Here is a 22794-nt window from a genome sequence, read left to right as displayed (position 1 = left end):
CGCGCGGAAACTGCCGGCGCTCACGCCGGCGGCATCGGGTTCAGGATCGGGGGGGCTCGGGAAGCGGTCTCGGTGCCAGGCTGTCGAACGAGGCGGTGATGGCCCAGGCGGCGCCTTGGACGACGGCGACACGCGCAGGGAGGCCGATCCCGCCCGGCAGCCCCAAGGCCACCTTGGCAAGACAAAGCGCCATGAGCGGACAGCCCTTCGAGCAGTCCGGCATCGCCGGCTCCTCGTGCGGGCAACACGGCATGACGTCCATGGCCATGCCGGCCATGGTGCCTATGCTCTCGTCGGGCGCCGCCATGGTGTGGGCTTCGACCGCCATCGGCGCGCGCATCCCCCCGGCGGCCGCGGATGCGGTCACCGGAGCGAGGGCGAGGCTGAGAACCGCCAGGAGCGGAAGCAGCCGCCGAAGGGCAAGCCAGACGGTCACGCCATGAGGATGCCACATCCCGGGACTGCGAGAAAGGGTGCGGCCTACCTGAGTCGCCAAAGCGACAGGGCGAGGCCGACATTCGCCAAGGCGAGGACGATGAGCAGGCCGTAAGTCGCGTCGGCGCCCCAATGGGTGATCACGAACGCGCCGACTAAGCAAACTTGCGTTGGCAGGCCAACGCTTCGTCCGCTTAGCTTCCTGTTTTGTTGCAGGTTTTTGTCGGAAAACCGCGGGGCACTTTTCCGAAACCTGCTCAGCGGCCCAGCGGCCTGCGCCGGAAGCCCCGGGCGCGCGAGGCGCCCCACCAGCGGCGCGTAGCGCCCTGCTTCGAACAAGGCGAGCGGCACGGTGCCTCGCGCGATGGAATAGATGCCGTTGCCGGCGCCGTAGAGGACCAAGGCCAGCGCCACCATGGGAAGGCCGAGGGCGAGCATCGCGATGCCGACGGCGACGAGGACCATGGCCACCGTCAACGTCCAGGGTGGGTGATCGAGGGCCCCCGGGTCGGTCTAGCGGCCGCGCTCAACATGGCTCACCGAACGAGGTCGCCCATAGCCATCCGGTGGTGTTTTTCGTTCAATCGCTTTCAGAGATAGGCTTATTCGCTTTCTTCGTTGGCAGGATCTCTTCCACCCAGAACGGTCAGACATCCAGGTTGGCCACGCTCAGGGCGTTCTCCTGGATGAACTCGCGCCTTGGTTCGACCACGTCGCCCATCAGCTTGACGAAGAGGTCGTCGGCGTCGGTCGTGTCCTTGACCTTGACCTGAAGCAGCGAGCGGATGTCGCGGTCGAGCGTCGTCTCCCAGAGCTGCTGGGCGGTCATCTCGCCGAGGCCCTTGTAACGCTGGAGCTGAAGGCCCTTGCGGCCGAACGCCATCACCGCCTCGAACAGGGCGGCCGGCCCGTGCAGGGTGGTCGCCTCGCCCTTTCGCGAGAACGTGACTGGCTCGCCGTAGATCTCGCGCAACGCGTCGGCCCGGTCGTTCAGGCGCCGCGCCTCCTGCGAGGCGATGAGGCCGGCATCCAGCGTCGCGACCTGACGGACGCCGCGCAAGGTCCGGCCGAACAGGTAGCCGCCCTCGAACGCCTCGCCCTGCCAGCCCTGCTCGATCTCGTCGGCGATGGCGTCGAGGCGCTTGGCGGTCGTGTCGGCCAGCACCTCGGCCTCGCCGACGTGCTCGGCGGCCTCCGGCCGGAAGGCGCCCGCGAGCACCGCCTGCTCGACCACCGAGCGGTCGTAGCGGGTGTGCAGCCCCAGCAGGATGCCGCGGAAGGTGCGCGCCTCCTCGACCAGCACCTTGAGCTGCGGCCCCGAGAACGCGGCTCCCGAGGCGAGCGTGAGCGTCGCGCCGTCGACGCCCTGGTCGATCAGGTAGTCCTCCAGGGCGCGCTCGTCCTTGAGGTAGAGCGCCTTGCGGCCGCGCTCGGCTTTGTAGAGCGGCGGCTGGGCGATGTAGAGGTGCCCACGCTCGATCAGCTCCGGCATCTGCCGGAAGAAGAAGGTCAGGAGCAGGGTGCGGATGTGCGAGCCGTCCACGTCCGCATCCGTCATGATGATGATGCGGTGGTAGCGCAGCTTGTCCGGGTTGAAGCCCTCGCGGTCGGTGGAGGACCGCCCGATGCCGGCGCCGAGCGCGGTGATCAGCGTGCCGATCTCGGCCGAGCCCAGCATCCGGTCGGCGCGCACCCGCTCGACGTTGAGGATCTTGCCCCGCAGCGGCAGCACCGCCTGGAAGGTCCGGTCGCGGCCCTGCTTGGCCGAACCGCCGGCCGAGTCGCCCTCGACGAGCAGGATCTCGCACTTGCTCGGATCGCGCTCCTGGCAATCGGCGAGCTTGCCCGGGAGCGAGGCGATGTCGAGCGCGCCTTTTCGCGTCACGGTCTCGCGGGCCTTGCGGGCCGCCTCGCGGGCGGAGGCCGCCAGGATCACCTTGCTCATCACCGAGCGGGCCTGGGCCGGGTTCTCCTCCAGCCAGTTCGCCAGGCCCTCGTTCAGCACGTTCTCCACTGCAGGACGGACCTCGGAGGAGACGAGCTTGTCCTTGGTCTGCGAGGAGAACTTCGGGTCCGGCACCTGCACCGAGATCACCGCCGTCAGGCCCTCGCGGCAATCCTCGCCGGTGAGCGTGATCTTCTCGCGCTTGGCGATGCCCGACGATTCCGCGTAGCCGGTGATCTGGCGGGTCATCGCGGCGCGGAACCCCGCCATGTGGGTGCCGCCGTCGCGCTGCGGGATGTTGTTGGTGAACGGCAGCACGGTCTCGTTGAACGAGTCGTTCCACCACAGCGCGACCTCGACGCGGATGCCCTCGCGCTCGGCGCGCACCATCACCGGCTTGACGATGCCCTCGATGGATTTGCGCGAGCGGTCGAGGTAGCGCACGAACGCCTCGATCCCGCCCTCGTAGTACAACTCCTCGCGCCTCGGCTCGGGGTGGCGCGCGTCGGTCAGCACGATGCGAACGCCGGAATTCAGGAAGGCGAGCTCGCGCAGGCGCTTCTCCAGCGTCGCGAAGTCGAACTCGATCATCGTGAAGGTGCCGGTGGAGGGCAGGAAGCTCACCTCCGTGCCGCGCCGGCCGTGGCCGGGGCCGAGCACCTTGAGCGGGGCCACGGCATCGCCGTGGCGGAACTCCATCGTGTGCTCGCGGTCGTTGCGCCAGATGCGCAGGCGCAGCCACTGCGACAGGGCGTTGACCACCGAGACGCCGACGCCGTGCAGGCCGCCCGAGACCTTGTAGGAGTTCTGGTCGAACTTACCGCCGGCGTGGAGCTGGGTCATGATGACCTCGGCGGCCGACACGCCTTCCTCCTTGTGGATGTCCACGGGGATGCCGCGGCCGTTGTCCGACACCGTGCACGAGCCGTCGGGGTTCAGCGTCACGGTCACGAGGTCGGCATGCCCCCCGAGCGCCTCGTCGATGGCGTTGTCCACCACCTCGTAGACCATGTGGTGGAGCCCTGAGCCGTCGTCGGTGTCGCCGATATACATGCCGGGGCGCTTGCGCACGGCATCGAGGCCCTTGAGCACGCGGATCGATTCTGCGCCGTAGGCATCGACGAACTCGGCCAGCGGCAGATCGGTCGGAGGTAGGTCGGTCCGGGAATTGTCAGCCATCAAGGTCCTCGGGCAGGCGGCGCTGAGCACGCGGCTCCTGCGCCCGTCCGGGGGCGCCCGCACCTGCGATTCGTTCAGTCCACCTCATATAGGCGTTCCGCCTTGAGATTGCATCGTTTCCGGGCCCGACACGGCCAAGCTCGACGGTGGATTGCCGGCGTCTTCGCGTTAACGTCGCGTTAGGCGCGGATGCCTCCGGCGCTCGCGGCATCAAGGCGGGCAATCGCGTCCGCCGACAGGCTCACGCGCGCCGCGCCGATCAGCTCGTCGAGCTGGGCGACCGAGGTGGCGCTGGCGATCGGCGCGGTGATGCCGGGCCGCGCCATGATCCAGGCAAGCGCGACCTGGGCCGGGGTGGCGCCGTGCGCCTCACCCACGGCGTCGAGGGCGTCGAGCAGCGCGAAGCCGCGGGGCGTGAGATACATCTCGACCCGGTTCTCGCGGGCGCGGCCCGCGGCCGACCCGGCCGCCCGGTACTTGCCGGTGAGGAAGCCCGCGGCCAGGGAGAAGTAGCCGATCACGCCCACGTTCTCCGCCCGGCAGAGCGGTTCCAGCTCGGCCTCGTAGCCGCGCTCGGCCAAGCTGTAATCCGGCTGGAGGCATTCGTAGCGCGGCAGGCCTTCGCGCTCGGAGAGGCTGAGCGCCTCACCCAGGCGCCGCGCCGAGAAATTCGAGGCGCCGATCGCCCGCACCTTGCCGTCCCGGATCAGGCGCTCGTAGGCGCGCAGCGTCTCGTCCTGGGGCGTCCCGGCATCGTCGGCGTGCGACTGGTACAGGTCGATCCGGTCGGTCTGCAGGCGCCGGAGCGACGCCTCGCAGGCCTGCGCGATGCGGGCCGGCGCGAGGCCGACCCGGCTCCCCCCCGAAGGACCTGCCCCCATATCCATCCCGACCTTGGTCGCGAGCACCACCCGGTCGCGCGCGCCGCGGGCCTTGAACCAGCGGCCGATCACGGCCTCGGACTCGCCGCCGGCGTGGCCCGGCGCCCAGCGCGAGTAGACGTCGGCCGTGTCGATGAAGCCGAAACCGGCCTCGACGAAGCGGTCGAGGATGGAAAACGAGGTGGCCTCGTCCGCGGTCCAGCCGAAGACGTTGGCGCCCAGGCACAGCGGGGCGACGGCGAGGCCGGAGCGGCCGATCGGGCGCTTGTCCATGATGCTCTCAGGCCTGAAGGAAGGGGTTGGTCAGGCGCTCCTCGCCGAGCGTGCCCGTGGGGCCGTGCCCAGGGATGAAGGCGAGGTCGTCGCCCAAGGGCAGCACCTTCTCCCGGATCGCGCGGATGAGCTGGTCGTGGTTGCCGCCGGGCAGGTCGGTGCGGCCGACCGAGCCCTTGAACACCACGTCGCCGACCAGCGCGAAGCGCGCGTCGCGGCTCACGAACACCACGCTGCCCGGCGAGTGGCCGGGGGCGTGCAGGATGTCGAAGGCGAGCGGGCCGACCGTCACCGCGTCGCCCTCGTCGAGCCAGCGGTCCGGCGTGACGGCCCGGGCGTCGTCGATCCCGTAATTGGCGCCGGTCTCGGGCAGCGAATCGAGCAGGTAGCGGTCGGCCTCGTGCGGGCCTTCGATCGGCACGCCGAGCCGCTCGCGCAGTTCCGCCGCGCCGCCGGCGTGGTCGATATGCCCGTGCGTCAGCAGGATCTTTTCCACCGTGACGCCCTGCTCTCGAATCGCCGCCTCGATCCGGTCGAGGTCGCCACCGGGATCGACGACGGCGCCGACCTTCGTGGCCTCGTCCCAGATCAGGGTGCAGTTCTGCTGGAAGGGCGTGACCGGGATGATCCCGACGCGGGGCGTTCCTGGCATCGTCGTCCCATGGCTCACCGCGCCGCACGGGGCGCTCGGAGCGGTGTTCTAGCGCAGATCGCGGCACGCGGCACCACGGCCGTCCGTTTCGGCCTTCGGCCGTTCAGTCCTCGTCCCTAGGCCGGCGCAGGGCGTCGCGGAGCTTCAGCATCGCGTCCATGCCGAGGGCGCGGCTGCTCCAGCGGGTCTCGGCCGTGTTGATCGGCGTGAACCGGTCGTGCGACTTGCCGCCGTAGGCGCCGAACACGGCGGTTCCGGCGGCGGAGTCCGACGCCGGGTCGGGGCGGTCGATCCGGTAGGACGGCGTGCCGGCCTTGCCCGTCACGCCGATGCGGACCCAGGCGTCGCCGTAGTGCTTCTGGCACATCCGCATCGTGGCGAGCACGTGGCCCAGGTAGGCCGGCCCGTCCTCCAGCCCGGGCAGCACGTCCGCCAGCGTCGCGTCGGACGCAAGATGCTTCTTGATCATGGCGTGGTCTCCTGCCCCCGCCTACCGCGCCGGGCGCGCGCAGGCGAGGGGTCGGTCAGGCCGGGCTGCGCTTCAGCGGCGCGTCGAGGCCGCCGATCCGGAACCAGTGGTAGCCGTAGCCTTCGAGGAACAGGCCGTGACGCCCCTCCGCGTCGGCCTCGCTGCGCACGCCCGTGAGGAGATCGATCAGCAGGCGGCCCTCCGGCGGGTCGATGCCCGTCGCGAGGCTGATCTCCGCCGGGCCGGGGGCGAGGTTGTGGACGCACAGTACCGCGTTGTTGCGCCAGTCGTAGCGCAGTGCCAGCACGCTCGGGCGGCCCGTGGCGAGGGCCGTCACGTCGCCCCAGCCGATCTCCGGCGCCTCTTTGCGCATCCGGATGACGCTCTGCATCCAGTTGAGCAGCGAGTCGCGGCCGTGGCGCTGGTCGGCGACGTTGACGTGCGCGTAGCCGTAGGGGCCGTGGTCGATCACCGGCGTTACCGGCCTGTCCGAGTCGGTGAAGCCGCCGTGCGCCTCGCCCGTCCACTGCATCGGCGTGCGGGCGCAGTCGCGCTCCTTCAGGGACAGGTCGTCGCCCATGCCGATCTCGTCGCCGTAGCGCAGCACCGGCGTGCCGGGCAGCGTGAACATCAGCGAGTAGGCCAGCCGGATGCGGCGCGGGTCGCCGTCGAGCATCGGCGCGAACCGGCGGCGGATGCCGCGGTCGTAGAGCTGCATCCCCGTCTCCGGTCCGAATTTTTCGAACACCAGCGCCCGCTGCTTCTCCGTCAGGCGGCGAGGTCGAGCTCGTCGTGGTTTCGCAGGAAGATGCCCCACTGGCAGGAGAGCGGGCGGGGCTTCGTGCGCGCGATCGCCTTCACCAGCGGTCGGGCGTCGTGGGCGGCGAGCGCGTAGAAGGTCGCCTGGTTGACCTGGAAGTTGAACAGCATGTGCGCGCGGTCGGCGTCGTCGCCGAAGTAGTCGAGGTCCTGGCCCGGCAGGATGTTGGCCTCGGCCAGGATGATCGCGTCGCCTTTTCGCCATTGCAGGAACTCGCGAAAATCGCGCAGCATGTTGAACTGCTCGACCGGTGCGCCCTTCACGTCGGCGCCCTTCTTGGCGATCACGAAGGGCACCGCGTCCATGCGGAAGCCGGAGACGCCGAGCTCGATCCAGAAGCCCATGATCTTGAGGATCTCGGCGAGCACGGCGGGATTGGCCGTGTTGAGATCCGGCTGGAAGTCGAAGAAGCGGTGGAAGTAGTAGGCGCCCGCCTTGTCGTCGAAGGTCCAGGTCGTCTCCTGCACGCCGGGAAATACCATGCCTTCGCCGGCGTTGCCCGGCTTGTCCTTCGACCACACGTACCAGTCGCGGTAGGGCGAATCCGCGTCGAGCCTCGCGGACTGGAACCAGCGGTGCTGGTCGGAGGTGTGGTTGACCACGAGGTCGATCAGCACCCTCAAGCCCCGCTGCTTGGCGGCGTGGGTGAAGGCAACGAAGTCGCCGAGCGACCCGTAATCCGGATCGACGCCGTAATAGTCCGAGATGTCGTAGCCGCCGTCGCGCTTGGGCGAGGGCTGGAACGGCATCAGCCAGATCGCGGTGACGCCGAGCCCCTGGAGGTAGTCGAGCCGCCGCTCCAGCCCGGCGAAATCACCGATGCCGTCGCCGTCCGCATCCATGAAGGTGCGGACCGACAGGCAGTAGATGACGGCGTTCTTGTACCAGAGGTCGTTGATCATGCAGCGCCCGCCGGCAGGAATGCCCCCTCCTCTGGTCGACAACGCCTTGTGCGTCAACGCCGACGCGGTGAGATCGATTGCTGCGGGCGGTTACGATGTGCTCAGGGGTTAAGGCCAATCGTGAAAAGCGAAAGACATTATTTTTGCCGATCATGATCGCGTTATCGCAACGTCTGATTCATCCGGTCTAGTGTGCGTTTGAGCGCCCGAGGCCGAACGCGCTGCCAAAGCCCGGTCGAGGCTTCGGCAGCGCGAATCCGAAAATCGGTCCTCTTGAATACGCGTGGGATCCTTCCCAGGGTAGGTTCACCGACTGAGACGTGAGATGCCCTCGCCGATATCGATGACCGCATCCCGGAATCGGCGCTCTCTCTGAGAGTCGATCGATGCCCGTGCCGTGAGAAGACGCTCGTCATCGGTCGGCTGTTGTTTGACCGCTTTCCCGGCGCGCGTACGGCCGATGACCGCCTCCCGCGCGGTACTGACCGTGACCGTCACCATGTGCGTATCTTCCCGGTAGTTTTCGTTCGTCAGAGCCAGGCTGGAGACGAGAAGTCCCGATCCAATCGGATTGTAGTTGAATGTCGGGGTCATGTTTCCAACCAGTTTCGTCCTGAAGCTGATGATGTCCCCCATTTGCGGGATGGCAGGGGCTTCCTCGGTTCCACGGACGTTTCCAGCGTCTTTGGGTTTCGCTAAGATTTCGAGATTGTTTGCAGAAATATAGTTCGATATGAGATCGTAAATGGGCATCGATCCTGTTATAGAATAGACAAGATTGACTATTTTTGCTTTATCGCAATATGCATTGGGAATATTAATGACTGTCTCAAATCTGTCCCACGCCCAGAATCCGCGTGTGACTTGGCGCTGGCGTTCGCTGCTGTCTTTGAAGCCCAACGTGTCTTTGCGTAGGCCGAAATTGCGTACCAGTGCGAGATCGAAGCCTTGTGTGTTCGATACGTCGCCTTTCAAGCTAAAATCATAAGCAATTTGAGTATTCCTATAATACTTGAACGGTTCATATGCCTTGCCTTTCAGGTCGTCGATTCTGATCTCCGAGAATGGCTTTCGGCCGTATTCCAGTGCTTCCGCCAACTCCGGTCCGGTCATGTCGCGATAGACAGGCTCCTTGAAGGTTTTCAAATTTGCGATCACCGCATCTCTCACCGCATCGCGTGCTTCGCATCGGACGTTCGCAATGATTGCGGCGGTATCGAAGCCGGAAACGTCTTGCGGCAACGGATAGCTCGAGCAGGCCGAGAGGCAGCATGCCAGCAGAGCGAGGCACAAAGCATTGATCTTCGACATGTTGTTTAGTCCGGAGTTCGGATCTGACATCCCACAGCCGATGACTTGGATACAATCTATGATCCGTACGAAGTGTTGTATAAATGTGACATTTGGAACAGAATACGATCCTATCGACTGATTTTCGAATGTTCGTCGCTCGCTCAGGTTGTTCCGTCCGCCCGTCGTCAAAACGCCGCGTTGTGCACGCCCTGTTCAGCCGCGTGCGCCCAAGATCGACGCGCGCTGCTAAACCCGACACGTCCCGGTGCCCCGATCCGAATGAACACGATCCTGATCAAGCTGTTCGCGACGGCGCTGACGCTCAGCCAAGTCACGACCCGGCCGGACGCGGTGAAGACGCAGTTCGACCCGGCGACGGACGGGCCGCAGGTGGTGCAGATCCTGCGCGACGGCTGCGCGCACATGCGAAAAGCCTTCGACATCGAGGACATCAACCTCGACGAGCTGATCTCCACCGCGATGGAGGACCCGAGCGCGGTGGCGGGGGCGAACGCTCCGAAGATCCTGCACGGGCTCGACATCGCCGAGCTCAACACGAGCTACCGCCAGTTCTGCAAGGGCGAGAGCCCGAAGGACTCGCCCTTCGACGCGCGCGCCGTGATCGACTTCTACAACCGCGCCACCACCGACCTGCCCTCGGCCGAGGCCCTACGGGACAAGGCGCTGCCGGGCCTGACCCGCATCCTCGACGCGTCGGGCCAGCCCTTCGCCGAGACGTTCGAGCCCAACGGGCGTCGGCTCAGCGTGCCGATTGCCGACGTGCCCCCCCTCGTCCAAAAGGCCTTCATCGCGGCCGAGGACAAGCGCTTCGAGAGCCACCACGGCATCGACGAGCGCGGGGTGATCCGCGCCTTCATCGGCAACCTCGCCTCGCCGGGGCGCCCGGCCGGCGGCTCGACCATCACGCAGCAGGTGGTGAAGAACCTGTCCGTGGGCGACGACGTCACCTACGAGCGCAAGATCCGCGAGATGATCGTGGCCGCCCGCCTCGAGCGCATCCTGGCCAAGCCGCAGATCCTCGGGCTCTACCTCAACGGGATCTACCTCGGGCGCGGCGCCTACGGCATCGAGATGGCCGCGCGCAGCTATTTCGGGAAGTCGGTCGGGCAGCTCACCCTCCCCGAGGCGGCCCTGCTCGCCGGCATGCCGAAGGGGCCGAACTTCTACAGCCCCGACAAGTACCCAGAGCGCGCCCGCGAGCGCAGGGCCTACGTGCTCGCCCGGCTGAAGGAGGAGGGCGCGATCACGGAAGGCCAGATGGCCTCGGCCGTGACCGCCGATCTCGGCCTGAAGCCGGTCGAGACCGCCCGGCGGGATTCCGGGTTCTACCTCGTCGATCACCTCGCCCGCGAGGCGCGCACCGTCGCCGGCCTCGACGCGCTGACCGCCGCCTCGCTCACCGTGCGCTCGACGGTCAACGCCGGGCTCCAGCGCGCGCTCGAAGGCGCGTTGCAGGACGGGCTCGCCAACTACGAGCGGGCGACGGGGCGCCAGACGTTTCCAGGACCCGAGTTCAACCTCGCCGACAGCGTGCGCAAGCTGCAGATTGCGGCCGCCGCGCCCGAGGCCTCGCCGCAGGCGCTGCCCGGCGTGACCGGTGCGGAAACGAAGCCGGCCACCGTCCCGCCGGCCGGCAAGGGTTCGCGCGGAAAGGCGTCCGTCCCGGCCGGACCCGTGACGAAACCCGTATGGCTGCGGGCCCTGGAGGGCGCGCGGCCGGTGCTCTACGACGTGCGCTGGCCGCTCGCGGTGGTTCTGGAGACAGGCCACAACGGGGTGAGGGTCGGCCTCGCGGACGGGCGCGTCGCGTCCCTCGATCCCGGCATCGCGCGGGGGCGGCTCCAGCTCTACGACGTGGTCCGCGTGAAGCTGCGGGACGGCAAGGCCTCACGTGCCGAGATCCGGGTGAAGCCGACGGTCCAGGGCGCGGCGCTCGTGCTGGAGAACCGGACCGGCCGCATCCTGGCGATGTCGGGCGGGTTCTCGTACCCGGCGAGCCAGCTCAACCGGGTGACGCAGGCGGTGCGCCAGCCGGGCTCGACCCTCAAGCCGCTGACCTACCTCGCCGCGCTGAACGCCGGATTGCAGCCGAACACCCTGGTGATGGACGCACCCGTCACCCTGCCGCCGATCGGCGGGGTCGGCGATGCGTGGTCGCCGAAGAACTACGAGGGCGGCGGCTCCGGCCCGACGACGCTCCGGCGCGGCCTCGAATTCTCGAAGAACCTCGTCACCGCGCGCCTGCTCCAGGGCGGGATCGCGGACAAGGCGCCGGCCAGCCTCAAGCGGGTCTGCGAGATCGCGCTCGAAGCGCAGATCTACGCCGCTTGCGAGCCGTACTACCCCTTCGTGCTAGGCGCGCAGCCGGTGCGGATGCTCGATCTCGCCGGCTTCTACGCAGCCGTGGCCAACGAAGGCGTGCGGCCTGCCCCCTATGCGCTGGACAGCGTCGAGCGCGACGGCAAGGCCGTCTACGCCCACGCGCCCCGCGAGCCCATCCGGATCGGCTCGGCCGACCGCGTCGCGTTCTACCAGCTCAAGACCATGCTCCAGGGCGTCACCAATCACGGCACGGCGGCTGCGCTCTCGCGCGTCTCGCAATACGTCGCCGGCAAGACTGGCACCTCGGAGAACGAGAACGACGCGTGGTTTGCCGGCTTCACCAACGAGATCACGGTGGTGGTGTGGGTCGGCTACGACAACGCCGACGGCGCGCGCCGGACGCTGGGCCGCGGCCAGACCGGCGGGCACGTCGCGGTGCCGATCGCGAGCAGCATCTTCCAGGCCGCCTGGGCGAACGGCGTGGCGAAGACCCCGCTCGGGCCCCCCTCCCCGGAAGCCCGGCCGATGCTGGTCGACATGACGATCGACCCGCGCAGCGGCGAGCGCGTCGCGGGCGGCGGCTTCGTCGAGCACTTCCGCCGGGGCGGCGACGGGCGCACGGCCGACACCCAGTACCGCCTCGTGCCGCGCGAGACCCTCTACGCGATGCGGCCCGACGCCGAGGACGGCGACCTCTCGGGCGCGGAGGACGGCGCCAGCGCCGCGGGCGACGCCGACGGCAACCGCGCGCCCGACGCGGACCTGCTCGACCCGTTCGGCGACCTCCGGCCCCAAGTGCGCAGCCGCCGGGCGCAGGGCGACGACGGCTACAGGCCCTGGCCCGGCCGGACCGCCCGCTCGCCCTTCGGCGACGACGAGGACCGCCCGCGCCGCCGTGACCCCGACTACCTGTTCGGCGACGACTCGCGCTACTGACACGGCCCCCATCGCATCGAGGTTCCCGACGTGCGGACGCTGCTTCCGGCTCGCTTCTCCGCGGCCCTCCTCGCCCTCGCCTGTCCGGCGGGCGCCCTCCCCGCCACGGCGCAGGCCCTCGCGCAGCCGGGCATGGCCGCTGCGCCCGGGCGCATCAAGGAGGTGCCCTCGGTGACGGCGGTCGATCCGGCGACGCTGACGCCCGGCACGATCCTGGTCGCGGACCGCCGCGACAGCCCATCGGCGCCGGAGAACGGCCTGACGCCCTACCTCGACTGGGTGCGGACCAAGCCCGCGGAGGCGGCTGCGCTCGCGCCCTATCCCGGCTACCGGGAGCCGGACTACACCGTGAGCGTGAACGGCGTCGCCAAGCCCCGGCACGAGGCGCTGAAGGTCTACGTCGCCGAGGGGCGCTTCGTCGTGGCGCGGCCGCCGGAGGCGATCGACCTCGCGGCGCTCGCGCGTCTCGGCTTCGTCCAGGCCATGGACCCGGCGATCAAGCACAGGGCGCTCGACCCGGCCGAGGCGACACCGACCCGGGACCCGGCCGCCGCCTTCGCGCGGCGCCCCGACCGGCCGTGGTGCGAGCCCGGCACCGTCTGCATCGAGTCCCGCTACGACCTCGAGGGCAAGCTGCCGCTCGGCGTCAAGCTCGCCAACAAGCTGGAGGAAGGGGGCTCCAAGAAGATCGCCGAGTTCGTGTCCTTCCAGAGCGAGCTGCGCATCCTGCCGCCGGAGCGGGCCGCCGCCCTCGGACCGCTCACGAAGGTCGACACCGCGGCGACCGGCGGGCTGGAACAGACGATCTTCTGGGTCAACCAGATCCTCCGCTTCGGCAAGTTCCTGGCGGTGCTCCAGCCGATGCCGGGGGACCCGATGAAGACCATCGTCACCACCTACATGGCGCTCGCCATCAAGGCCGACGTTCTCGACCGCAAGGCGGAATACGCCCGGGTGCCGGTGCTGAAGAACCTGCTGCCGGCCCAGGTGCTGATGGGCAATTCGAGCTTCAACACCGGCACCTCGATCAGCGCCGGGCTGCCGACCTACGCTCGCAACCGGATCACGGCCTTCGCCGACGCGCTGGCTAAGCGCTGAGCGCCCCGGGCTCGCGGATCGAGCTGATCCCGCCGGGTCGGGGGCGGCCTGAAACCGTCAGGGGATCAGAAGCCGCGGTTGGCGATCGAGGGGAGCGACGGCTGCGTGTAGGCGCGGTTCACGTCGGGGCGGGTCTGAGTGCCGTTGGTGTCGTTCGAGCGCCGATAATTGTCGGTGTTGAAGGTCTCCGCCAAGCCGCTGCGGGTGTCCGAGCCGCCGTTGCAGGCGGAAAGCCCTGCGAGGAGGGCGGCTGCGAGGACGAGGGGGGTGAGGCGCATCGCGATTCCTGGGGTGTCGGACGGTGCTTCGGGCGGGCCCCGTTCCGCGGCCGAGGTGGTCCCGCCGCGGGTCCCGCGTCAAGGCGGCCGGCTGCACGCCGCCGAAGGGTGCGGAGGATGTGATGTCCCGGAGCCACGAAAGAGTCACCACGGCGTGTCTTCGCGGCAGCGCTCCGCGGTATTCGTGTGGAGGGCCGCCCTGCCGGCCCTGGTCAATTCCGCCGCACCGGGCGAAGAAGGACCCGATGAGCAACGTCCTGCCCTTCCGTGCGCCCACGCCCGTGCAGCAACTCGCCCGCTGCGAGGTCGTCGCGGTGGCCGGCGACCTCCTCACGCTGCTCGACCGGCTCGAAGAGGTGAGCGCCCGCGCCGCCGCCATGGGGCGACCGGCCCTGGAGGTCGAGCGGACGGTCCAGAACCTGCTCGACGCGGTGAGCGCCGTCGAGCGCGCACTCGACTGCATCGGCGAGGGTGAACAGGCGGCCCCGGGCTGACGGCTGCTGCGGCCTCGGCCGAAACGATCGCCCGGACACGCGAACCTGTCCGCCTCGGGCCCATTATCCTGGGTCCGACCGGAACTGGCCAACGTCACGATCTGTTAAGGTTTGGACACCGCGCCGCGGGCGGCCCTTGGCCCTGCGGTGCCCCCTACGCCGAGGATGCCTCGATGACGCCGCCCCGGAAGCTCCATGTCGTCCTCCTGGCGGCCGGCGGTCTCCTCGTCGGCACCGCGCAGGTGCAGGCGGCCGAACTCGGGTTCTTCGAAGCCTTGTTCGGTGTCCGTCCTGCTCCGCAGGCCGCGCCGCCGAATCAGGCGGTCTATGCCGGCGAACAGCGCAGGCATACCCGTCGGGCCTATCACCCCCGCCCACGGGCCCGCTACGCCGCCCTGCCCGGCTCGGAACCGCTGAAGGTCCGGATCACCGACCGGCAAACGCCCCTCGACATGAAGGCCGGTCCGGTCGCCGCCTTGATGAAGGACGAGACCCTGCGGCCCGGGGACATCGTCGTGCTCAGCACCGGCGCGCGGGTGTTCACGGGCGATCCGGATGCGGCCCACGCCATGCGCGACTTCGTCCCCGTCGAAGGCTCCGGCTACCTCGACCGCGCCACCCGCCGCCAGCTCGCCGCGCTGATGGCGCCGCGGGCGGCGCTCCCGGCCGATCAGGCTCGGAAGTTCGTCGAGCGATTGAAGAGCACGCCCCGAACCCCGGCCGCGCTGATTCCGCAGCAGGCCTCCATTCGCGTCATCAACCCCTGGACCGTCGCGCCCTGAAGCGACGTACCGAGCAGCCGGTGCTCAAGTCACTGCAGCGCCGCTGAGACTCGCCCACACCGTGCCGTAGTGGCAGGCCGCTGCCGCGAGCACGAAGGCATGCCAGATCGCGTTCTGGAAAGGGAGATTCCGCCAGACGTGGAAGACGACGCCCACCGAGTAGAGCAGGCCACCGATCGCCAGCAGCCAGAGGGCCGTCGGCTGGAGAGCGGCGATCACCGCTTCGTAGGCGAACACCCCGCTCCACCCGAGCAGCAGGTAGAGCCCGATCGAGACCCGGTCGTAGCGGCCCGGAAGCAGCAATTTCACGGCGATGCCGATGCCGGCGACGACCCAGATGAAGGCGAGCAGCCCCCAGGCGACCGGGCCGGTGCCGACCAGCGCGACCAGCGGCGTGTAGGTGCCGGCGATCATGAGGTAGATCAGGGCGTGGTCGGCACGGCGCAGGAGCCACTTGCGCGGACTCACCGGGTAGAGGTTGTAGGTAGCCGATACGGCCAGCATCGAGACCAGCGCGGTGGCGTAGACCGCCACCGAAATCCGCTCTCCCCAGCCAAGGTGCTCGGTGAGCGCCACCGCCACAAGGGCGACCGCGCCGATCAGCCCGAGCAGGACGCCGAGGCCGTGGACGACGCCGTCGGCGAGCACCTCCTGCCGAGTGTAGTGCCACGTCAGCGTCAGCGGTCGTCCGTCTTCGGCCAGGGACATCTCAGCCTCCTGCAACGCACGAAAGCTAAGCTTTTCCTCGGACACTCGTTCCCTGGGCGGACTGCGCAAAACCCGCCTGTCCCAGGCTTTTTGCCGCGCAGCCTTAAGATCGATGCTGAAGCGATCCTTCCGTCGTCCTTGGGACCTGTCAGGCCCGACGCCCGGCGAGCCCTTCGAAACCGAAGGAGGGCACGGTCCGCACAGGAAGCGGCGCTGTCCGGACGAGGCCGCGGCTCAGGCGGGCGTGGACGGTCGCCATCACCAGGACGGCCATGGCCAGGACCTGATGCGCCAGGGCGAACCAGAGCGGCACGCCGAGGAGCAGCGTCGCGACGCCGAGGCCGGCCTGCGCCAGCGCGAGGCCGGCGACGCCCGCCGCGCGCCGCGCCTCGGGCCTGCCGGGCTGCGCGATGCGGGCGTCGAGAGCATGGAGGAGCGCGACGCCGAGGAGCAGGTAGGCGGCCAGCCGGTGGTTGAGCTGCACCAGGGTGGCGTTGTCGACGAAGTTCTCGATCCACGGCCTGACCGGGAACAGGGCCGCGGCCGGCGGGATCAGGTCGCCGTCCATGGTCGGCCACGTGTTGTGGACGAGGCCCGCGTGGGAGCCGGCCACCAGCCCGCCGAGGAAGATCTGCGCCAGGACGAGCACCGGCAGGGCGAGGGCCACACCCCGCAGGCGTGTCGGCGCGGGGGACACCGTCTCCGCGCGCGCGCCGGCGGCGAGCCAGACGAGGCCGGCCAGGATCAGGCTCGCCATGGTCAGGTGCAGCGCCAGCTTGAGCGGGGCCACCGCGGTCATGCCGGGCTGGAGGCCGGAGGCCACCATGATCCAGCCGACCGCGCCCTGCGCGGCCCCGAGGATGCCGAGCGCCAGCAGGCCGAGGCCGAGGCGGCGGCTGATGCGCCCGCGCCACCAGAACGCGACCAGCGGCAGGAAGAACGCGAGGCCGACGATCCGCCCGAGCAGCCGGTGGCCCCATTCCCAGGCGTAGAGCACCTTGAAGTCGGAGAGCCCCAGTCCCTGGTTGAGGATGCGGTACTGCGGCGTGTCGCGGTACTTCTCGAACTCCGCCGCCCAGTCGGCGCCAGACAGCGGCGGGACCACGCCGGTCACGGGACGCCACTCGGTGATGGACAGGCCGGACCCGGTCAGGCGGGTCGCGCCGCCGACCGCCACCATCGCCACGACGAGGGCTGCAAGCAGGTAGAGCCACGCGCGGACGGCGCCGTCATGGCGCGGGGTAGCGGCGGGCTTCATCGCGATCATCTCGGTCGCCTCGAACATGCGAGACCGAGTTAGGCGCGGCCGGTCCCGGCCGCAACGCCCGGCTTTGCCGCAGGCCCGCGCAAATGCCGCGGGCTTGCGAAAGCGCCACGTTGCCATCCCGTCCCGCCGGCGCTACGCCGCCCCGGACACCAGAGGAACCGCATGCGCCGCCGCGTCCGCACCCTGATCGGGACGATCGGGATCCTAGCCTTCGTCATCGTCTACGCGCCTGTGGCGATGGCGCTCGCCGACAGCCGCATCGCCGAGGCTCCGGCCCTGGTCCAGACCCTCCTCTACAGCCTCCTCGGCATCGCCTGGATCTTCCCGCTGATGCCCGTGATCAAGTGGATGGAGCGGCCCGACCGCTGAGGGCGTCGCCCGTCGACCGGGACCTCCGTCTCCGGCACCGACGATCGGATGAAGGCTCGGCGCAAAGCCTCAGGGCGCCCGCGTTTTCGCCGCACTCGGGCGCGAGAAGCGGCGGGCCTTCAGCCCGACCGTTCCGCCACGCGATGCCGATGCCGCCCATGCCCTCACCGCTCCCGCGACTTGCCGCGTTGGCCGCCCTGCTCCTCGTCGGGCTCGCGGGCGCCGCCCTGGCGCAGGGGATGCCGCGCTCCGTCGGCGAGTGCGAGCGCCTGAAGAACGATCTGGCCTACAACCAGTGCCTCGCGATGTTCGGCCCCACCGCCAAGAATGTCGCCGGCGGCTACGCCACGGGCGAAGCGTCGAGCGCACCGGCGCTTCCGCCGACCGCGGTGGCGCTCCCGCAGGCCGAGGCACCGGCCGAGGAGGCGCACGGGGGCCGGCGCGGGCGCTACCGCGTCCGCCGCGGCCGGCAGAGTGCGGTCTTCACCGCGGGCAGCGGCGAGGTCCGCGCGTACCGGCACCGCCGCCGCCGGTAGGTCTCGCCGTATCGAGCGTCGTCGGATCTGATTCGGATCGCTCGCCCCGCCAGCGACGAGCGGTGTCAGGCGACGTTGAGCCGCCTGCCGCGGTTCCAAGCCATCAGCGGCACCCCCGAGAGTAGACCGGCGAGCGCCGCCCGCGACTGGTGGCAGCCGTTCACCGAGACCCGCGGCAGGGCGTGCAGGTGGCCCGCATGGCCGCCGAACAGGTGTCCCGGACGGGTCGTCACCGCTGTGTCGAAGCCGAGATCGCGCGCGAGAGCGAATTCTCGTTGGCCCGCCGCGGTCGGGTCGCCGACCGGGTAGGACAGGTGCCGCACCCGCCGCCCGAGTTCGGCCGCCAGCCGGTCGCGCCCCTCCCCGATCTCGTGGGCGGCGGCGCGCGCCTCGTGCTTGGCCAGCATGGGATGGCTCCGGGTGTGTGCCCCGAAGGTCACCGATGGGTCGCGGCCCAGCGCCCGCAGATCGCGCCACGACAGGCAGAGCTCGTCCGCGATGTCACCGGCGCGGAACCCGGCCTCCGCGCAGAGCGCCGCGATCCGGTCGAGCAGGCGCGCCTCCGACCCGCCGCGCAGGTCGCGGTAGATCGCCTCGTAGGCGAGCGTCTTCTGTTGCGGGCTGCGCGCGGGCAGGTCGAGGCTGCGTCCGCCGATGTCGATGCGGACCCGGTCGAGCCGGGCGATCGCCCGCTCCAGCTCGATCCACCACAGCCGGCCGCGTCCGTCGGCGAAATCGCTGGTGACGAACAGCGTCCAGGGTGCCCCGTGCCGGCGCAGCACCGGGGCGGCGTGCTCCAGGTTGTCGCGGTAGCCGTCGTCGAAGGTCAGCACCGCGAAGGGCGGCCGGTCGTCCGGCGTTACGAGGCGCTCGGGCACCGCGTCGAGGTCCACGATCTCGAACCCGCGGGCGTCGAGTTCGCACAACGTCGCGTCGAGGAAGTCCGGGGTGACGGCGAGCAGGCGGTTCGGCGCATAGGGGCCGGGCTCCTCCGGGCTGACGTGGTGGAACGTCAGGATCACGCCGAGCCCGCGCGCGGCCGGCGCCAGCCAGCGGTCGGCGCCCGTGGCCGACACGGCCCGGAACCCGGCCTCGAACAACCGGTGTCGGTTTCGGGACGACAGCATGCGCGGCCTCGGCGCGGGAACGGCGACGCCGCGGCGTCTGACAACGCCCCACTCTTCCGGGCGCGGCGTAAACAAAGGCTGAGCCGCCGACGGGACCGCCGCGGCGCGCGTCCGCGTTGCCCGGGCGGCGCGGCGATGGTGGACGGTTGCACTGCCCGCGCAACGGTCCGTTACCCACGCCCGCGCATCTGCCCTGCCGGGAAGCCCGCGTACACCGCGGCTTAGGAGCCCGGGTCCAGAACTCGGCCCCGACGATGCCGTCCGCCGCGCGGCGCGGCGGTCAGGAGGATGCGCGATGACGGTTCTCGCACAGGGGCCGATCGGACGGGATCTCACGGGGGCGAGCATGGTCCGCGCGCGGATGTCCGGCAGCCTGACGGCGGAGGTCTTCCGGGATCTCGGTGCCGTCGAGGCTCTCTGGCGCGGCCTCGAGGCGGAGGCCGGCTGCCTCGCGACGCCCTATCAGCGCTTCGACTGGGTCTCGGCCTTCCACCGGGCCCACGGGACGGCCGACGCCCTGCGCATCCTCGTCCTGCGCGACGCGGGCGGGCGGCCGCGCATGCTGCTGCCCCTGGTCGTGGCCCGCGCGCACGGCGTCGCCGTGGCCCGCATCGTCGGGGGCGACCACGCCAACTACCACCTGCCGCTGTTCGCCTCCCGCGACGCCGCGGCCGTCCCGGCCGAGGCGGTGATCGGCGCCCTCGTCCAGGCCGGGCGCGCGGCTGGCATCGACGTCTACGCCCTCGGCCATCAGCCCCGGACCTGGGACGGGGCGGTCAACCCCCTGGCGCTCACGGGCGAGCCGGCCGCGAGCGACGGCTACGGGATGATGCTCGGCCCCGACCCGGAGGCGACGGTGCGCCGCGCCTTCAGCGCCGATGCGCGCAAGAAGCTGCGCTCGAAGGAGAAGCGCCTCATCGAGGCGCACGGCCCGGTCGCCTACCGTCAGGCCGCCGGCCAGGAGGAGGCGGAACGGTTCCTCGCCGCCTTCTACGCACAGAAGGCCGCGCGCTTCTCCGCCATGGGCATCGCCGACCCTTACGCCGGGCCCGCGATCCGCCGCTTCCTCGCGGCGGCGACGGCGGGCGAGCGGCCGGCGATCGAGATCCACGCCCTGGTGATCGAAGCGAGCGGCCGGGTGCTCGCGACCTTCGGTGGGGCGGTCGACGCGGGCCGCTACAGCGGGATGATGACCGCCTTCGACGCCGACCCGGAGATCGCCCGCTACAGCCCCGGCGACCTGCTGCTCAGCCACCTCGTGCGCGCGCAGGCCGCGCGCGGCCGCCGGGCACTGGACCTCGGCGTCGGCGAGGCGCGCTACAAGGCGAGCATCTGCGACGAGACGATCGAGCTCGTGGAGGCGATGCTGCCGGTCACCCTGCGCGGCCACGCCTACGCCCGGATCGCCGCGCGGATCACCCGCCTCAAGCGCCGGATCAAGCGCGATCCGCGCCTGTTCGGGTACGTCCAGCGGCTGCGCCGATTGAAGGCCGCCTGATGGTCGCGACGGGCTGATCGGCTTCCCCCGGTCTCCCGCCTCATCTCGGTCCGATCACGCCGCCGACAGCCGGAGCGGCATCGGCTCGGGATGCGCGGCGCGCCCCCCCGCGGCGCGATCCTGGGCGACCAGCACCTGCCCTGCCCCGGCCTCGTCGGCCAGCGCGAACAGGTCGCCGAGGTCGGGGTCGTCGACCGCGGCGTTCGAGGCGATGACGACGCTGTCCATCCGGGGCGCCACGGCTGCGAGCAGGTCGAGGGCGCCGGGCTCGGCGCGAAGGCGGCACACGACCCAGTCGTAGGCCTCGGCCATCGCCTCCAGCGTGATCGCCAGGGCGTCCGGCTCCTCGAACAGCACCTCGGTCTCGACGTGGCCGGTCGCGATCCGGTGCAGCCCGGAGCCGGCCGCCTGGATCACGTCGAGGAAGGCGGCTTGGCCCGCGACGAGATCGGTCAGTCCCGGCGCGTCGATACCGGATTCCGGCCCGTTCAGGTCGACGCCGAGGGTGGCGGCGCGGGCGCCGAGCGCCCCGGCGAGGGCCTCGGCGAGGCCGGTCTCGCCCGGCGATGCGGCGCGGCCGTCCCGGCGCGTCTCGACCACGAGGACCGTGCGTGCGCCGCCGACGCGCGGACCGGCTTCCAGGCGCGCGATCAGCGGGGCGAGGTCGAAGCCCCGAGGCGCGGCCGGCCGCGGGAAGGCGTGGATCGCCGCCGCGGGCTGGACGGCCGCGGGCGACGCCTCGGTGGGCGGCACCGGCCGCGCTTCGGCCAGGACCGGCTCGGCCTCGGCGGCGGCCCAGTGCGCGGGCGGCGCGGCCTCGGGGAAGGCGAAGCGGTCGGGCCGCGCCGCGGTCGCGCGGTCCGTGGTCCCGGCCGTCTCCGCGTGGTCGTCCGTGCGCGCCGGATGGCCGTCCGGATCGGACAGGAGGCGGCGGGCGATGATCGCGCCGACGGAGAACATCAGCGTCAGCAGCGTGGCGAAGGCCACGATCGGCAGCTTCCTGGGGAAGGACGGGACTTCCGGCGTCACCGCCCGCGAGACGATGCGGGCGTCGGCCGGCGTCGCGCTCTCGCCGTCGCGCGCGGCGGCCTCGCGGTAGCGCGACAGGTAGGATTCGAGCTGCTCGCGCTGGACCCGCGCCTCGCGCTCCAGGGCGCGAAGCTGGATCTCGCTCGCGTTGCCCTTGACCACCACGTCCCGCTGCCCGTCGACAGCCGCCTGCAGGCTCTCGACGCGGGAGGCCGCGATCTTGGCATCGTTCTCCAGCGTCCGCCCGACACGCTCGGCCGAGGCCTTGATCTGGGCGTCGAGGTCGTTGAGCTGCGCGGTCAATTCCTTGATGCGCGGATGCGCCGGCAGCAGCGTGCGCGCTTCGAGGGCGAGCTGCGCGCGGACCGTGATGCGGTTCTCGACCGTGCGCCGGATCACCTCGTTGTTGGCCACGTCCGGGATCTCGAAGGCGCGCCCGTCCTTGATCATCTCCCGGACGGCCTTCGCCCGTCCGGCCAGATCCGCCTTGAGGATGCGCGCCTGCGAGAGCTGGGTCGAGAGTTCGCCGAGCTGCTGCGCGTTCAGCGGCTGGCCCGTGCTGCCGGTGGAGCCGACGAGCCCGTTGCCGGCGCGGTAGGCCTCCACCCGCGCCTCGGCCTCGGCCACGCGCTTGCGCAGGGACTCGATGTTGCCCCCGAGCCAGGTCGAGGCGTAGCGGGCGGTGTCGACCTTGGCCGCCTCCAGCGCCGCGATGTAGAGTTCGGAGACGGTGTTGGCGCCGCGCGCGGCGAGGTCGGCGTCCTTCGCGCGGAACTCGACCGAGAGGATGCGCGACTTGCCCGCCGGGAAGACCAGCAGGTGTTCGAAGTAGGCCTCCAGCACCCGGTCCTCGGCCGGGCGGTCGAGGGGGTTCCTGGCCAAGCCCAGCATCATCAGCGTGCGCTGGACCGGGCCGATCGTCCCGGCGCTCGGGTCGAATTCCGGGTTGCCCACGAGCTTGAGCCGGCGGATCGCCTCGCGGGCGACGTCGCGCGACATCATCACCTGGACCTGGCTCGCCACCGCCTGCTCGTCGATCGGCGGGGTCTGCTCAGCCCGTTCCTGCGCCGTGCGGGTGAAGGCGGCCTCGCGGTTCTCCAGGAGCAGCTTCGCCTCGCCGGTGTAGCGTGGCGACACCACCTGCACGAACACGGTCGACAGGCCGGCCGCCAGCAGCGTCGGCACCGCGATCCACGCCCACGACCGGCGCAGGAGCGTGGACACCTGGGCGAGGCCCAAGCCCTCGGCAGGCTCCTCGGCAGGCTCCTCGGCGAACCGGGGTCGGTCGGCGGCGGTCGCGCGCGGGACGACGCGCGGCAGGATGCGGGACATGGCACGATCTCTTCGCGATGCCGGACTGCGACGAGCCCGCGCATCCGTCAGTCCGTGCAGTAGAACCCGTTAAGGTTGCCCGAGCGTTAAGAGGCGCCGCCGGCCCGGCCGCCCCTCGGCGCGTCAGCATTCCTTAACCTTAACGGTT

At 70.4% G+C, this 22794-nt stretch carries 18 protein-coding genes and 2 pseudogenes; 7 read left to right on the top strand and 13 right to left on the bottom strand.

Annotated elements, in window-relative coordinates; translation table 11 throughout:
* Positions 1-40 precede the first annotated feature (40 nt).
* From ACFE8Y_RS01030 to ACFE8Y_RS00995, 8 genes and pseudogenes are all read right to left on the bottom strand, one after another.
* Positions 41-328 (bottom strand): hypothetical protein, encoded by a 288-nt coding sequence (locus ACFE8Y_RS01030; protein ID WP_375462517.1) that lies wholly within the window; start codon positions 326-328, stop codon positions 41-43.
* A 368-nt stretch (positions 329-696) separates the two neighbouring features.
* Positions 697-927: pseudogene (locus tag ACFE8Y_RS01025) on the bottom strand (MFS transporter); the annotation flags it as partial.
* 154 nt (positions 928-1081) lie between these two features.
* Entirely contained in the window at positions 1082-3559 is a 2478-nt protein-coding gene (gyrB, locus tag ACFE8Y_RS01020; RefSeq protein ID WP_375462516.1) for a DNA topoisomerase (ATP-hydrolyzing) subunit B, read from the bottom strand.
* Between the two features lie 179 nt (positions 3560-3738).
* On the bottom strand, positions 3739-4713 hold the full coding sequence (locus ACFE8Y_RS01015) for an aldo/keto reductase (RefSeq protein ID WP_375462515.1): 975 nt from the start codon (positions 4711-4713) through the stop codon (positions 3739-3741).
* 7 nt (positions 4714-4720) lie between these two features.
* Complete coding sequence (locus ACFE8Y_RS01010; protein WP_375462514.1) at positions 4721-5365, bottom strand: MBL fold metallo-hydrolase; 645 nt, start codon at positions 5363-5365, stop codon at positions 4721-4723.
* 103 nt (positions 5366-5468) lie between these two features.
* On the bottom strand, positions 5469-5834 hold the full coding sequence (locus tag ACFE8Y_RS01005) for a hypothetical protein (protein ID WP_375462513.1): 366 nt from the start codon (positions 5832-5834) through the stop codon (positions 5469-5471).
* A 55-nt stretch (positions 5835-5889) separates the two neighbouring features.
* Positions 5890-7556, bottom strand: a pseudogene (locus ACFE8Y_RS01000) (alpha-amylase family protein).
* A 306-nt stretch (positions 7557-7862) separates the two neighbouring features.
* Positions 7863-8867 (bottom strand): hypothetical protein, encoded by a 1005-nt coding sequence (locus tag ACFE8Y_RS00995; protein WP_375462512.1) that lies wholly within the window; start codon positions 8865-8867, stop codon positions 7863-7865.
* 261 nt (positions 8868-9128) lie between these two features.
* Here ACFE8Y_RS00995 and ACFE8Y_RS00990 point away from each other — a divergent pair, with 261 nt between their 5' ends.
* Both ACFE8Y_RS00990 and ACFE8Y_RS00985 read left to right on the top strand, forming a co-directional pair.
* Positions 9129-12128, top strand: coding sequence for a penicillin-binding protein 1A (locus ACFE8Y_RS00990; protein ID WP_375462511.1), 3000 nt, complete (start codon positions 9129-9131; stop codon positions 12126-12128).
* Positions 12129-12158: 30 nt separating this feature from the next.
* Positions 12159-13226 carry a hypothetical protein gene (locus tag ACFE8Y_RS00985; protein ID WP_375462510.1) on the top strand — a complete coding sequence of 356 codons (1068 nt, stop codon included), beginning with the start codon at positions 12159-12161 and terminating at the stop codon, positions 13224-13226.
* A 65-nt stretch (positions 13227-13291) separates the two neighbouring features.
* On the opposite strand, the gene ACFE8Y_RS00980 is transcribed toward ACFE8Y_RS00985, so the two are convergent.
* Positions 13292-13504 carry a hypothetical protein gene (locus tag ACFE8Y_RS00980; RefSeq protein ID WP_375462509.1) on the bottom strand — a complete coding sequence of 71 codons (213 nt, stop codon included), beginning with the start codon at positions 13502-13504 and terminating at the stop codon, positions 13292-13294.
* A gap of 245 nt (positions 13505-13749) precedes the next feature.
* Between ACFE8Y_RS00980 and ACFE8Y_RS00975 the strand changes: the two genes are divergently transcribed.
* Together ACFE8Y_RS00975 and ACFE8Y_RS00970 are read left to right on the top strand one after the other, a co-directional pair.
* Positions 13750-13998: a hypothetical protein gene (locus ACFE8Y_RS00975; RefSeq protein ID WP_375462508.1), complete on the top strand. Its 249-nt coding sequence runs from the start codon at positions 13750-13752 to the stop codon at positions 13996-13998.
* A gap of 173 nt (positions 13999-14171) precedes the next feature.
* Positions 14172-14780: a hypothetical protein gene (locus tag ACFE8Y_RS00970; protein ID WP_375462507.1), complete on the top strand. Its 609-nt coding sequence runs from the start codon at positions 14172-14174 to the stop codon at positions 14778-14780.
* A gap of 24 nt (positions 14781-14804) precedes the next feature.
* Here ACFE8Y_RS00970 and ACFE8Y_RS00965 read toward each other — a convergent pair whose 3' ends face one another.
* Together ACFE8Y_RS00965 and ACFE8Y_RS00960 are read right to left on the bottom strand one after the other, a co-directional pair.
* The gene (locus ACFE8Y_RS00965; protein ID WP_375462506.1) at positions 14805-15488 is read right to left on the bottom strand and encodes a hemolysin III family protein; all 684 of its coding nucleotides are present in this window, start codon (positions 15486-15488) and stop codon (positions 14805-14807) included.
* Positions 15489-15636: 148 nt separating this feature from the next.
* On the bottom strand, positions 15637-16773 hold the full coding sequence (locus tag ACFE8Y_RS00960) for a COX15/CtaA family protein (RefSeq protein WP_375462505.1): 1137 nt from the start codon (positions 16771-16773) through the stop codon (positions 15637-15639).
* Between the two features lie 144 nt (positions 16774-16917).
* Here ACFE8Y_RS00960 and ACFE8Y_RS00955 point away from each other — a divergent pair, with 144 nt between their 5' ends.
* Together ACFE8Y_RS00955 and ACFE8Y_RS00950 are read left to right on the top strand one after the other, a co-directional pair.
* Positions 16918-17124, top strand: a complete 207-nt coding sequence (locus ACFE8Y_RS00955; protein WP_375462504.1) for a DUF2842 domain-containing protein — start codon at positions 16918-16920, stop codon at positions 17122-17124.
* 158 nt (positions 17125-17282) lie between these two features.
* The gene (locus tag ACFE8Y_RS00950; RefSeq protein WP_375462503.1) at positions 17283-17660 is read left to right on the top strand and encodes a hypothetical protein; all 378 of its coding nucleotides are present in this window, start codon (positions 17283-17285) and stop codon (positions 17658-17660) included.
* 65 nt (positions 17661-17725) lie between these two features.
* Here ACFE8Y_RS00950 and ACFE8Y_RS00945 read toward each other — a convergent pair whose 3' ends face one another.
* Entirely contained in the window at positions 17726-18787 is a 1062-nt protein-coding gene (locus tag ACFE8Y_RS00945; RefSeq protein WP_375462502.1) for a polysaccharide deacetylase family protein, read from the bottom strand.
* Positions 18788-19082: 295 nt separating this feature from the next.
* Here ACFE8Y_RS00945 and ACFE8Y_RS00940 point away from each other — a divergent pair, with 295 nt between their 5' ends.
* On the top strand, positions 19083-20285 hold the full coding sequence (locus tag ACFE8Y_RS00940) for a GNAT family N-acetyltransferase (RefSeq protein WP_375462501.1): 1203 nt from the start codon (positions 19083-19085) through the stop codon (positions 20283-20285).
* Between the two features lie 54 nt (positions 20286-20339).
* On the opposite strand, the gene ACFE8Y_RS00935 is transcribed toward ACFE8Y_RS00940, so the two are convergent.
* Positions 20340-22646, bottom strand: a complete 2307-nt coding sequence (locus ACFE8Y_RS00935; protein WP_375462500.1) for a GumC family protein — start codon at positions 22644-22646, stop codon at positions 20340-20342.
* Between the last annotated feature and the right edge of the window lie 148 nt (positions 22647-22794).

It is taken from the genome of uncultured Methylobacterium sp. (assembly GCF_964242245.1).
Taxonomy (GTDB): Bacteria; Pseudomonadota; Alphaproteobacteria; order Rhizobiales; family Beijerinckiaceae; genus Methylobacterium.
Note: the sequence above shows the minus strand (reverse complement) of the source record. Positions and strands in the feature narration are given on the sequence as shown.

Coding starts and splice junctions, on each gene's coding strand:
- ACFE8Y_RS00935 (WP_375462500.1), bottom strand. CDS start 22,646: ATGTCCCGCATCCTGCCGCGCGTCGTCCCGCGCGCGACCGCCGCCGAC.
- ACFE8Y_RS01005 (WP_375462513.1), bottom strand. CDS start 5,834: ATGATCAAGAAGCATCTTGCGTCCGACGCGACGCTGGCGGACGTGCTG.
- ACFE8Y_RS00975 (WP_375462508.1), top strand. CDS start 13,750: ATGAGCAACGTCCTGCCCTTCCGTGCGCCCACGCCCGTGCAGCAACTC.
- ACFE8Y_RS01015 (WP_375462515.1), bottom strand. CDS start 4,713: ATGGACAAGCGCCCGATCGGCCGCTCCGGCCTCGCCGTCGCCCCGCTG.
- ACFE8Y_RS00970 (WP_375462507.1), top strand. CDS start 14,172: ATGACGCCGCCCCGGAAGCTCCATGTCGTCCTCCTGGCGGCCGGCGGT.
- ACFE8Y_RS00990 (WP_375462511.1), top strand. CDS start 9,129: ATGAACACGATCCTGATCAAGCTGTTCGCGACGGCGCTGACGCTCAGC.
- ACFE8Y_RS00960 (WP_375462505.1), bottom strand. CDS start 16,773: ATGTTCGAGGCGACCGAGATGATCGCGATGAAGCCCGCCGCTACCCCG.
- ACFE8Y_RS00950 (WP_375462503.1), top strand. CDS start 17,283: ATGCCCTCACCGCTCCCGCGACTTGCCGCGTTGGCCGCCCTGCTCCTC.
- ACFE8Y_RS00955 (WP_375462504.1), top strand. CDS start 16,918: ATGCGCCGCCGCGTCCGCACCCTGATCGGGACGATCGGGATCCTAGCC.
- ACFE8Y_RS00995 (WP_375462512.1), bottom strand. CDS start 8,867: ATGTCGAAGATCAATGCTTTGTGCCTCGCTCTGCTGGCATGCTGCCTC.
- ACFE8Y_RS00945 (WP_375462502.1), bottom strand. CDS start 18,787: ATGCTGTCGTCCCGAAACCGACACCGGTTGTTCGAGGCCGGGTTCCGG.
- ACFE8Y_RS00940 (WP_375462501.1), top strand. CDS start 19,083: ATGACGGTTCTCGCACAGGGGCCGATCGGACGGGATCTCACGGGGGCG.
- ACFE8Y_RS01030 (WP_375462517.1), bottom strand. CDS start 328: ATGGCGGTCGAAGCCCACACCATGGCGGCGCCCGACGAGAGCATAGGC.
- ACFE8Y_RS00965 (WP_375462506.1), bottom strand. CDS start 15,488: ATGTCCCTGGCCGAAGACGGACGACCGCTGACGCTGACGTGGCACTAC.
- ACFE8Y_RS01010 (WP_375462514.1), bottom strand. CDS start 5,365: ATGCCAGGAACGCCCCGCGTCGGGATCATCCCGGTCACGCCCTTCCAG.
- ACFE8Y_RS00980 (WP_375462509.1), bottom strand. CDS start 13,504: ATGCGCCTCACCCCCCTCGTCCTCGCAGCCGCCCTCCTCGCAGGGCTT.
- gyrB (WP_375462516.1), bottom strand. CDS start 3,559: ATGGCTGACAATTCCCGGACCGACCTACCTCCGACCGATCTGCCGCTG.